Origin of the sequence: Mycobacterium palustre (genome assembly GCF_002101785.1) — a bacterium.
GTDB classification, from domain to species: Bacteria; Actinomycetota; Actinomycetes; order Mycobacteriales; family Mycobacteriaceae; genus Mycobacterium; species Mycobacterium palustre.
Genome location: NZ_LQPJ01000111.1, coordinates 1 through 11,388 on the forward strand (window position 1 = coordinate 1; position 11,388 = coordinate 11,388).

Below are 11,388 nucleotides of genomic sequence, written 5' to 3' on the forward strand. Positions count from 1 at the left end.
CCGGGCGACTGTTCCTTCGGCATACCTGCATCCTCGTTTCCAAGGTCAGGAGCCTCCGGGATTTCCAGGGCGTTTCACCGTGAAGCGTTACGACTCATCGACCAAGCCGAAACACTGATGGCCCACCAGCAAGACGCCACGCAGCTACCGGGTTGGTTCGACTGGTTCTCGCTGACCCGGCTACAGGGATTCAAAGGAAACACGTTGGTAGCAGCCGATCGGCCGCATCAGGCCCAGGCCGTCCTAACCCAAGTACTAGCCGACCTGCCCGATAACGCGGCCAAGCAACGATCCATCACCCTGGCGGACCTGGCGGCGGCCGCGGTCGCCGACAAAGACCCTGAGCGAGCGTGCGAACTGCTGACCGATGCAATCGAAGGCGTCAGCCGCCAGTGGTATGCCACTGCGATGGATCGCATCAAAGCCGTCAGAGAAAGCCTACGGGAATACGAATCCCTGCCTGCCGTGAGAAATCTCGACGCGAAGCTATACGACTGGCATACCACAGTCAATTCATTTAGCTAGCAGCGAATAAATCAACAACCTCAGCCAGACCTTTTACCCGCCAATCCGCGGCTTGATCTAGTTCGGGAGAGTCACGAAATATCCAACCCCACGGACCGCGCTGGACAAAAATAGTCTTCAACCCAGCTGCTTTGGCCGGCCGCAGGTCATTATCAATGCGATCACCCACGTACACAATCTGTGAAGGGTCATCTGTTGGCGCCGCCTCAATAAGCGTCTCGAAGAACATTACGTCGGGCTTCTCCACGCCCCAATCATCAGAAGTGGCAATGAAATCAGTGGGGAGATCGAGAGCGCGGAGAAGGCCGCCCGCCCGGGCCGTCTGGTTACCGGCGATGCCGACCCAAAACCCAGCGGTTCTAAGAGCCGATAACGTCGGGCGTACGTCTGGATAGAGGTCGTCTTCTCCAAACCACTCGGGTTGTCCAGCCGCGGCCCTGGCCTCCCGCTCCTTGGTCAAATCAAATCCCGGTTTAAACACCTGGAATGTGTTCCGATAATCTTTGCCTGACGCAATAACAGCACCAAATACCGATACAAACGTGTGGCGGGGCACTCCGAGCCAGTCCGCCCAAGTTCCATACTCCCGCGTCTCATCGACAAGCGTCTCACCGACATCGAAGACGACCGCTTTTACCATGCCTTAAGCGCTGCCTCGTCAATGACCATGACTTATTAGTATCAGCGATTCTGAAAGCTGAAATACCGACCGAACCATTCGGTCGCTTCCGGCGTCAGCTCGGGATGGTTCTCCCGCAGCCGGCTTGCGACATTGGCTTGCGAGCCGGCAAGGTCATATTTTGTCCAATCAACGTCCATCCGCATAGCCTCTTGCATCAACGATTGAATCTTCTCGATCAGCGCGCCACCATCCTCTTCGCCGTAACGAGCGATGACCTCGCGGCTGTCGAATCCAGGGCCGTAAGCCGAATTTCCGGTTGCAAAAGCCCCCTCGACCGCACCGCTAAAGTTTTCTATTGTCATGTTTGTTCCCGCACCACCTACGCCGCGTCCAATGGATGAATGCGGAGAAACATCCCCGCTGCCACAACTACAGTATCGGCGCTCGCCCGGCTGAACTGTCAAGGCCACAGCCCGGAGTGGTCGACGTAGGTCGAGCCTTGACAACTCACCAGTGCACGCCAAATAACGCCGGGACGAGAGGGTAGCCGGGGCGATTCCAGTCGTCCTCAGGTTTCACCGTCCTTCCACTATTGCGGTACGCGCTGAATCAAAGTCGCGGGCTATGCGCCGCTTTAGCCATTCGAGCCGTTCCGGAGTAGTTTCGAAGTTGGCTCGCTCCGCGCGGAGCTTCCGTACGAGTTCTTCTAGAGGCAGGTCGGGTATATCGGTGAAATCATTGAAATAGTGCCACTTCCCGGATCCATTGTAGAGACCGTACTCATTCGGCGCATCTAGTGGGGCGATCATCGCATTGATTTCGCCTTCTCGCGAGGAGTGGTAGACCTGAATTTTACAGTCTTGGCCTCGATAGTAGGCAACCGAACCCTTCGGGCCGCCTTCGTTAACAGCGCTGTCGACCCCATCGCTGGTGAAACCCAAATCGGACAAGAAAGGTCCAATGACTGCCTGCACATCTTGTAGGAAGTCCCCTGCCACGGTCAATCCTTTACCCATGCGTTGCCGACACGGCGATACCCGTACTCTGGTGCATTCTCTACGAGAAACTCGATTTCTTTCGCAGAAAATGAGTCTGGGAATTTCTGCAGAACTGCCTCAAGTGAGGGATATTGCTCGTTTACCGTGTATTCGATGCGGGGTATACCGCTTTCCATTTTGTCGCGGAGGAACTGCTCGTTGACTTGCCAGACTAGCGCGTCGCCGCGCTCGGTACCGAGCCCGCTGGTGAGCGCGTCCCAGGTTGGGTTGCCCGTGTCGAAGTAGATTCCGCCGTTGGCTCTGGCTTCCCCGATGTAGCCGCCCTCCGGGCCATCCCACTTACCTAGGACTACTCGGTCTGGGTTGTCGCCGATGTAGTGGGTGGACATGTCGGCGAGTTGCTGGCTGAGCTCGGGGGTCGGGCCTCCGTGCGCGAACGCGTAATTGAGGTCCATGGCGGCCTGCTCTGCCCACGGATTGTAGGCGGGGAGATGCTCGAAGCCGAGTGGTGCATGCGGCCCGACTGCTGGGCCGGTTTCGAGGACACCGGGGCCAATCTCGCCGACTTCGCCTGCAATCGCTGCTCCTTCGCCGCCGAAGAGCATTCCGGGCAGGGCGACGGCGGCGTCGGCGGCTTTGCCGCCGGCGTAATAGGCGGGGTTTGGTGAGCCGACCGCGTTTGCGATTTCGCCGGCCGCCGCGCCTACCGGGTTTTGGACAGTCTCGGCGGTGCCTTTGAGCATCTGTTCCCAGGACTCAAGTACGCCGGGCGCGCCGGGTCCGCCTTGCCCGATGAGGTTTTTGATCCCCTGTTCGGTAGCCCGCCAGCGGTCACCGAATCCTTCGCCGAATCCCGGCGGCGGTGGCCGGTGAGGCTGGGGTGGAACGTAGTGGGGCCCACCGTTGTTCATCCACTGCTGGACGTTCGCCGTCATCGCATTCAGGCGTGCCTCGATCTGATCCGGTGGTACGCCGTCGCGCGCCATGGTTTCGCGAGCCATCGCCTTGAAGCTCTCCACCTCTGCGGAGTTGAGCTGCGGCGCTGGCGCACCAGGGGGAGCGGGCTGGTTGAGCCGGGCCAGCAGGTCGGGCAGGCTGCCCGGTGCAGGCTGTTGCCCGGCAGGCTGACCACCCCGGCCCAGCATGAGGTCTTCCAGCGTCGGTGGCTTTCCCGCCGGGTCGGCGCCGCCAGGTGCAGGAGTCGGTCGGGCTTGCGCCGGTGCGGCACCATCTGGCGACTGGGCGGCGGCATCCGGTGATTGGCTTCCGGTGCCCGCGCGCAGCACCGCCGCCAGATCGGCGTTCGCTTTGTCGGCGGTGGCCATCAGCGTCGTGATCTTGTGTTGCAGGTCTTCGACTTTGGCCTTGACCTTCGCGACATCCTCATCGGCCCATCCGCTGGTGTCCGGTGGGGCCACCGTGTTGGTTTTGGTGTCGATGTGCACTGCCGGGGTGGCGTTTGCCTCGTCGAAGATGTCGGCGAGTTGTTTTTTGGCCGCCGCGACTTCCTGCGCGGCATGCCCGGCGCCCAGCGCGACTTTGAACGCGTCTTGCGCCGAGAGTTCCATTTTGCCGCTGGTCTTGGCCAGCGCGTCCTGGGCGGTGGTGCTGGCTTCGCCGTGCCAGGTCGTGAACACCGACAGGTTAGGGATGTTTTGTGCGGCTTCGCGGCTGTGTCGGGCTCGTGCTGCGGCGGCCTCGGCGAACTCGGTGATCTGTTCGGGATCCCACTCCTGCAGATCGGCGATGCTCAACCCCACCAGTCACATCCCCATGCCCATACGCTCGGCCAGGTCGGAGACGGTGGCGTCAATGGTCGCCTCCGCGTCGGTGTCGGTGGTTTCGTATTCGCCGGCGGCTGTCCGAAACTTTTCGGCATGCTCGGACACCTCGCGGTGGTGGGCCGCGGTCTCGTCCTTCCAATGTGCCGCTAGCTCCGCTAACGCCGCCGCACTTTCCCCGATGAACCCAGTCTGCGCAGCTGCGATGCGCTCGTGGGCGGCCACGTGCCCCGCCAAGAAATTATCGGCATGCGTGTCAGCCTCCTGGCCCGCCAACCGCAGGTGGACTGCGTCGACCTCCAAGTTGCCATCCATCACCATCGCCCGATCTGTTGGCCTGCAGATTTAAGCGGTTTGCGCAGGAGTTTACCGCCAACGGCACACGCCTTTATGCGGCAAAAACGAGCCGTATCCAGCCCCTCACCGCGGTTAGGGTGCTTTCCACTACCTCGGGTCCTGGCTGCTGAGCCGGTGCGCCCAATCGGGATGCCGCTTCCAGTTCAGCCGTCCTGCCAGTCCGACACGGGGCGCATCACACCCGACAATTCCGCAGAAATCATCTGTGCACCTCCCTAACTGTGCTCGATGCCTCCAGCTCGCGCCAGCCGGGGATGAGGGCAGTCATCATCGCGGTAAAGGCTTTGCCGTGGGAGCGGTAGCGCAGGTGGAGCAGTTCATGAACGACGACGTAATCCTGGAAAGCGTCGGGCATGTCGACAAGATCCTGCGCGAGCGTGATCACACCGTCGGGTGCGCACGAGCCCCACTTCGTAGTCAGCTCGGCGATCACGACGCGCGAAGGATTCACTCGAATTTTGGTCGCCCACGCCATGGCCTTGCGGGTGAGCGCTTGGTCGGCGGTCAGCCTCATCTTTGGCCTTGCCATCAGACCTTCTCCAGGACGTTCATAACGTTGTCGATGATCTCGGTACAGGCCTTCGCAGGAACCTGACGGTCCAGCAGGGGTTTGTATAGTCCGCTGCGTAGGCGACGTCGCTCGTCGGGATTCTGCCGCCAGTGCGGGAACTGCTCCACTGCCACCTCGATGCTCATCGCGATCGTCTGGATGTCGACGTTGAGCTCACTCAACGAATGCTCGGTCCTCAATGCCGAATAGATGCCGAAGGCACGATCCGACAGTCCGCTCTGCTTTGCGAAATCACGAAGTCTGGCCTTTTCTTCCGCGATGGCTTTCAGCTCATCCAGTGCGGCGAGACCGTTCACCTTGCGCTCTTCGAGGTTTTCAATGACGCGGTCGGCCTTCTCCTTGATGCTCTGGAGCACCACCGCGGCTGCGGGGTTGTCTTCCATCTCTTTGCGTAGACCGCGGAGCAGGTTGTAGACCTTCTCCTCCGGCGGTTCGTCGTCTCTACCCAGTGCCTCCAAGGTTGGGACGTCGAATGTGGCAACCTTGGTGAACCGGCCGAGCCCTTCCTGGGTCGCACTCTCCTCGATCAGGCGCTTCGTCTTGTGCTCCAAATCGGCAGTGAAGCTGGTCGCCTCGGAGTAGGCGGCGCGGACGGCCGCGTATAGAACAGACAGGCGCTTGTACGTCGAGATGTGATCGCGCAGCTCCGCCGACGGAGAGAGGATTTCCCACAACGCCTCGATGTCGCGGTAGTCGTCGAAGAACTTCTTGCGCTCGTCCTCCGAGATGAACTTGCCGTAGACGATGCTTTCCAACTGCTCGTCAGCGCCTTGGCCACCTGTGACCTCCAGGTACTCGGCGGAAGCGGCGTCGATCTTCAGCAACAGATCTGCCTTCAGCACATCGAGGTCTTGCAGTGCTCCTTCGACGTCGGCGGAATCGAACCGCAGTGCCTTGTGAAGCTCTTTCAGGACGCCGACGAAGTCGACGACGAGACCCACCTTCTTCTGCACACCCTCGCTGTCGACATACGGTCGGTTCACGCGTGCGAGTGCTTGGAGGAGGACGTGGTCGCGCATTGGCTTGTCTAGGTACATTGCATACAAGATCGGCGCGTCGTAGCCGGTGAGCAACTTGTCAGTGACGATGAGGATCTTGGGCTGTTGGCCGGCCTTCTTGAATTGTCGCCGGACCTCTTTTTCTCGGTCATCGGAAAGCTGGAGCTCGTGTACGTCGGGACGGTCGACGACATCGCTCGCATTCTCGCTGTAGACCACCTCGGACCACTCAGGCGGCAGCAGCTGGTCGAGCGCGCGCTTGTACTTCGCACACGTCTCGCGGTCGACCGCGACGAGAAATGCCTTGTACCCCAGCGGATCTACGTTCTCATTGAAGTGGTTCGCGACGAACTCAGCCACCTGCGCCACGCGGCTGTCAGAGCCGAGGAAGGTGCGCAGTCCGACTGCTCGCCGCAGTACCTTGTTGAGTTCTTCGATGTCAGTGACGGCCTCGTCGGACGCAAGGGCGTAAAACTGCTCGTCTAAGTCCTCTGGTGCCATGGACATCGACGACGGCGCAAGCATGTACTTGATCGGCAGCGTGGTTTCGTCGTCGATCGACTCGATGATCGAGTACTTGTGCAGATAGCCCTTTTCGTCTTGTGTTCCGAAGATTTGAAACGAGTTGGATCCACCTCCCTGTGTCCCGCCGACCGGCGTGCCAGTGAAGCCGATGATCGTGGAGCTGGGCACCGCCGCCATGAGGTATGAGCCGAGGTCAGCAGCGACCGACCTATGAGCCTCGTCGATGAAGACGAAGACGTTATCGCGGTTGGAGCTGTTCTTCCGGATTGTGTCGAACTTGTAGATCGTCGAAACGACGAGTCCACGAAAATCTGAGTCGAATATTTCTTGCAGGTCATCCTTGCTGTTGGCACGCCGAATCGGGATGTCGTTGGCCTGCATCTCACCGAGCAACCTGTCGACCCACTCCTTGAGCTGGCCCTCGAGCTCGATGCGGTCAACGACGAGGATGACGGTTGCGTTCTTGAAGCGGTCCTTCTGGCTGAGGATCAACTGCGCCGCCGTCAACAAGGTGAAGGTCTTGCCCGAGCCCTGTGTGTGCCAGATCAGCCCCCGGTTCTTCGCTGGGTCGGCGCACCGCTCGACCACCGCATCGACTGCATCGCGCTGGTGCTCACGAAGGACCGATTTCTTCGTTTCACCGTCTTCGACGTAGAAGAGCACCCACTCGCGCAAAGTGCGCAGGAAGTCGCGCGGCTCGAAGAACGCCTGCACGGCATCGCGGTAGGACTCGTCGCTTGTGTGCTTCCACCTAAAGAGCATGCGGCGGTTGACGTTCCATGTGACGCCGTACCAGTAGTCGATCAGGTGGGTCTCATTGTGGAGCTGCGCCTGAGCCAAGAGCTCGGGCGTTTCCACCTCGTAACGTCGGAGCTGGGTTACGGCTTTGGTAAGAGCGTCGCGGTCCTTCGGGTTCTTGTGCTCGACGATGGTGACCGGGATTCCGTTGACGACGAACATGACGTCTGCGCGGTTGCCCTTCGCCCGCGCCGGCGGCTCGATCTTCCACTCCCACGTGACGTGCAGGGCGTTCTCGTGGGGTAGATCGAAGTCGACAACCTGAACCGGGCGCTGGCGCTGTTCGTTCTCGTCGTGCCATTGCCGTTCGCCTCGGAGCCAACGCAACACCTCTCGGTTGCCCTCGATCGTGGCGGGTAGAGCTTCAATGCTCTCGACGATTGCGCGGGCCTGGTCCTCGGTCAGCCACGGGTTGAACTGCCGCAGTTTGTTCTCCAGCATCTCGGGGAACAGCATGTTGGCCCGACCGCGACGCATGCGTTCGGCTTCCTCTGGTGTGAGTTGTTCCCAGCCGACGGCTGAGGCGTGCTTCACCATCGGGAACTGCACCGACTTGGCCTCGGAGATCTTGATCTGGCTCATGCTGCGTTCCCATCGATTGACGGCAACGCGCTCAAGTCGAGGTCGTCGACCAACACCTCACCGGTCATCAGTTTGTGCAGCAACGACTCGAAGAGCTGGTCAAGAACCCTACGCTTGCGACGATGCAGCTCGATGTTGCAATCGATCGCTTCAAGAACCCTGACGATTTCTTGTTGCTCATCGACGTCAGGCCAACTTATGACCTCCGCATGGAGGAAGTTGCGATTCAGAGCGGGATTGGCTGCACCCGAATCGAGCCGCTTCATGTCCACCAACTGAAGGCGGTAGAAAACGAACTTAGGAAGGTTACCCCGGAAGTCCTTGCACCACAGCGTCGTGTCGTGGGGCCAGTAATCCGAATCGACGTAATGGACTGAGCCGATCGACCCCTTACGTCCGATCACAACACCCGGACCGCTGACAGCCGCAACATCGTGAAAGCTCTTGACGCCTCCTGACGAAACCACAGGGACCGTTCCGTCTTCAGCCTGAGCGCTCTTCGTGATGTCAAATCCTCGCTGGAATAACGCGAGATCACCCAGCGGCCCGATCTTCCAACTCTCCGGGATGGGGCCGATTTCAGTCTCCACCTGCGCGTCGCCCCGCAGCCCACGTGCGAACACCTGCTGCATCGCGGCTACCTTGATTTGTGCAAGCTTGTTCAGCGCACGTTCCTGCAGGTCGATCGCACGGCGAAGATTATCAAGCACATCCGCGACTGCACGTTGCTCAGCCTCAGGCGGCACCGGGACGGGGATGCGGTCTATCTTGCTCTTATTAAGCGTGTTGCCCTTGATCTGTCGATCCTGAAGCTCCGCATAGTTGTACTGCGACAAGAAATAGGCAAGGAACCTCTGATCCATCCCGGACCGCGGGTAGATCGAGATAATTGCCTCGTTGTGAGCGGCGGGCACTCCCAGCGTGGCGACTCTCCCTATCGTGAGTTTGAAACTCATTAGCAACGTGCCGGCGGGTACGAGCCGCCCACGAAAGACGTGGTCAAAAGCACGTCGGCTTATCGTTTCCTTGGTTCCAGTCACAACTCCGTATGGCTGGAGGTCCGAAATAGAGACCCACGGGATGTCGTAATCGGACTTCGCCCAATAGGCAGCGTTTGCACGGGCAGGTGTCTTTCCGACTCCGTAGTCTGCGACCTCTGAGAAGGGTCGAATAGGCCAGGGAACCTCTGTTGATGTCATTTGGCATCCCGGACTTTCGCAAGCGGGGCAAGGAGTTTCAATAGCTCAGTGGTCAGTCCAACGTCTTCGTTGCTAAGCAGATCGAGTTCGGTCAGCAACTCGCCGATGTCGCCCTTGTCCACTGCCCCAACGCTACTGACCCACCGGCTCGGACTGAGGTTGTAATCCGCTTCTGCTGCCTGAGTGATGTCGATGACGGCTACCTCGCCCTCTACCACGTCACCCGCGTTGTAGAGCCGAGCGAGGTCAACGACGTTGTTGTCGGCGAGGTGATTCTTGGGCTTGCCCTTGGTAAACCGCTTGCTCGCGTTGAGCAGGGTGATCTTTCCCTTCTTAGACTCCGGCTTACGCTTGTTGAGCACGACGATGATGCCAGCGGCCATCGTGTTGTAGAAGAGATTGTCGGGCAGGAGGATGACGCCCTCGATGAGGTCGTGGTCGACGAACCACTTGCGGATATTGCGTTCTTTGTCTTCGTTCTTCGATCCCGAACCGCGAGTTACGGCACCGGTGTCGAGGACGACCGCCGCGCGCCCGGTGTCCTTAAGCACCGACACGGTGTGCTGAACCCAGGCCCAGTCACCCTTGCCCGAGGTCGCGCCGCCGTGTTTGATGAACCGGTCGTACGGGTCGTCCTCGAAAATTCTTGCGTCAAAAGGCTGGTTCCACATCGGGTTGGCGACGACAAGATCGAACTGGTCGAGCGATCCCGACGACGTGCGGAACTTGGGATTGATCATGGTGTCGCCGCGGCGCAGGTCGATGTCCATGTCGTGGATGATGGCGTTCATCCGGGCGACGGCGTAACTCTCGGCCTGGAGCTCTTGGCCAAACAGCTTGAGCGGGACCTTCGCGGTCGGGTCGAGCTCACGGGCGATGAGCTGGAGCTTGATGAGCAGACCGGCCGAACCGCAGGCGTAGTCATGGCAGGTCTGTCCTGGTTTCGGGCGCAGGATGCGCGCCATGAGGAATCCGACCTCGGTCGGGGTAAAGAATTCGCCTGCACTTTGGCCCGAGCCTTCTGCGAACTTCCGGAGGAGGTATTCGTATGCGCGGCCCAGGAAGTCGGGCTGCACGTCGGCGAGGCCTAGGCGATAACGCGGGTCGGAAAAGGTTTCGACGACGCCATTGAGCTTGGCGGGGTTAATGTCTCGTTCACCGTTGCGCTCGGCCGCGAAGTCCACGACGTCGATGACTCCGGCGAGGCTCGGGTTGAATCGGACGACGGCTCGCACGGCCTTGGTGAGGTGCTCACCGATGTCGCGTGGTCGTGTCGACCGACCGCGCTCGTCGTCAGGCCAGTCGTACTGCGCGCGTCCGCTGATGACGGCCCAACGCGCCTCGGCCGGGAGATAGAAGCGGAGCAGGTCGTGGTCGTTGTCCGCGATCTCCAGGGCGACGTCACGGTCGCCGTACTCCTCGGCGAGTCGGTCGATCTCGTCGTCAAAGACATCGGAAAGGCGCTTAAGGAATAGCAGCGGCAGCAGGTAGTCCTTGAACTTCGGCGCGTCCTTCTCGCCTCGGATCGAGCAAGCGGCGTCCCACAGCATCTGCTCCATTGGCTTTGTGGTCGGAGTCGCTGGCTTAGCTTGGCGGCCACGGCGGCGGGTGACTACTGCTCCACCGGCGAGCGGGGCATCGCTGGCATCGACGCCAGCATCCTCGGCCAGAGCGTTGATCTTGGCGAGTTGGGCTCTCTGTGGCTTGCTGGAACCGGCTTCCCACCTGTTCACCGTGGCGAAGGAGACACCGAGCCGCTCGGCCAACTCGGCCTGCGTGAGATCGAGCGCAGCACGGATGGCCTGAAGGAGCGCCGGAGTGGTCGCTGATTTCGTCATGTATGTTATGTTTGCATAGTGATATGACAAAGGTCCAGCAGTATCTCCAGCTGTGAGCCGCTGACCGTGTCAGATCGCAGTCGTGGCCGACCCCGAGATGTGCCATCGATCGGGCAGCAGGGGGGTGAAAGTGGGAATGGCCGACACACTGTATTCGGCGGCGGTTCGCACATGAAGGTATGAGGGACACATCCGTGTCTCTCGTACCTCAAGAATCAGGAGAGCGACGTCATGGCGATCTGCGGATACTGTGACCATCCCGGCTACCACGCCCAGTTCATCCCGCCGGGAGCCGAGCCATCGCAGCGGTGTGGTGACTGCACGCGCTGTCGGCAGGAACTGGACCAGCGGGCGGAACGGCGCCGGTAGCTGAACGGCTGAACCCGGGAGTGGTCGATCCGGTCCCGGGTTAGCCTCAGCCGACCATGGCGCGGACCCGCCTCCGCGTCGTGCAGGTGCTGCCGCTAGGAACGACGCTCTGCACCCAGGTACGTACCGTCCGCCACATGAATGAGAAGGTCACGTCCCGTGGAGTGGTGTAAGAGCGGTCGCGTGTCCGCGTGTGGCTCTGTGGTAGCCACTATGCCGTGAGAG

The 11,388-nt window shown here is 60.4% G+C and carries 10 protein-coding genes; 1 reads left to right on the plus strand and 9 read right to left on the minus strand.

What is annotated here, in order from left to right; translation table 11 throughout:
- On the plus strand, nucleotides 1-525 hold a 525-nt coding region (locus AWC19_RS17040), incomplete at its 5' end, for an NsdA family TPR-like regulatory protein (protein ID WP_425436899.1).
- On the opposite strand, the gene AWC19_RS17045 is transcribed toward AWC19_RS17040, so the two are convergent.
- The 9 genes from AWC19_RS17045 to AWC19_RS17080 form a co-directional block, all read right to left on the minus strand.
- Nucleotides 518-1,165, minus strand: a complete 648-nt coding sequence (locus AWC19_RS17045; RefSeq protein ID WP_069395818.1) for an HAD family hydrolase — start codon at nucleotides 1,163-1,165, stop codon at nucleotides 518-520. The two genes, AWC19_RS17040 and AWC19_RS17045, sit on opposite strands and share 8 nt — an antisense overlap.
- 41 nt (nucleotides 1,166-1,206) lie before the next feature.
- On the minus strand, nucleotides 1,207-1,509 hold the full coding sequence (locus AWC19_RS17050) for a hypothetical protein (protein WP_069395819.1): 303 nt from the start codon (nucleotides 1,507-1,509) through the stop codon (nucleotides 1,207-1,209).
- A 213-nt stretch (nucleotides 1,510-1,722) separates the two neighbouring features.
- Nucleotides 1,723-2,145: a hypothetical protein gene (locus AWC19_RS29255; RefSeq protein ID WP_069395820.1), complete on the minus strand. Its 423-nt coding sequence runs from the start codon at nucleotides 2,143-2,145 to the stop codon at nucleotides 1,723-1,725.
- 2 nt (nucleotides 2,146-2,147) lie between these two features.
- Nucleotides 2,148-3,905 (minus strand): hypothetical protein, encoded by a 1,758-nt coding sequence (locus AWC19_RS17055; RefSeq protein ID WP_069395821.1) that lies wholly within the window; start codon nucleotides 3,903-3,905, stop codon nucleotides 2,148-2,150.
- Nucleotides 3,906-3,908: 3 nt separating this feature from the next.
- On the minus strand, nucleotides 3,909-4,241 hold the full coding sequence (locus AWC19_RS17060; RefSeq protein WP_158090903.1) for a type VII secretion target: 333 nt from the start codon (nucleotides 4,239-4,241) through the stop codon (nucleotides 3,909-3,911).
- Nucleotides 4,242-4,482: 241 nt separating this feature from the next.
- Complete coding sequence (locus AWC19_RS17065; RefSeq protein ID WP_245849065.1) at nucleotides 4,483-4,797, minus strand: M48 metallopeptidase family protein; 315 nt, start codon at nucleotides 4,795-4,797, stop codon at nucleotides 4,483-4,485.
- Nucleotides 4,798-4,811: 14 nt separating this feature from the next.
- Entirely contained in the window at nucleotides 4,812-7,757 is a 2,946-nt protein-coding gene (locus tag AWC19_RS17070) for a type I restriction endonuclease subunit R (protein ID WP_085079248.1), read from the minus strand.
- Nucleotides 7,754-8,956 (minus strand): restriction endonuclease subunit S, encoded by a 1,203-nt coding sequence (locus AWC19_RS17075; protein WP_085079249.1) that lies wholly within the window; start codon nucleotides 8,954-8,956, stop codon nucleotides 7,754-7,756. Before AWC19_RS17075 ends, AWC19_RS17070 begins: the two co-directional genes overlap by 4 nt.
- Nucleotides 8,953-10,794, minus strand: coding sequence for an N-6 DNA methylase (locus AWC19_RS17080; RefSeq protein ID WP_085079250.1), 1,842 nt, complete (start codon nucleotides 10,792-10,794; stop codon nucleotides 8,953-8,955). The genes AWC19_RS17075 and AWC19_RS17080 overlap by 4 nt, the downstream gene beginning before the upstream one ends.
- Between the last annotated feature and the right edge of the window lie 594 nt (nucleotides 10,795-11,388).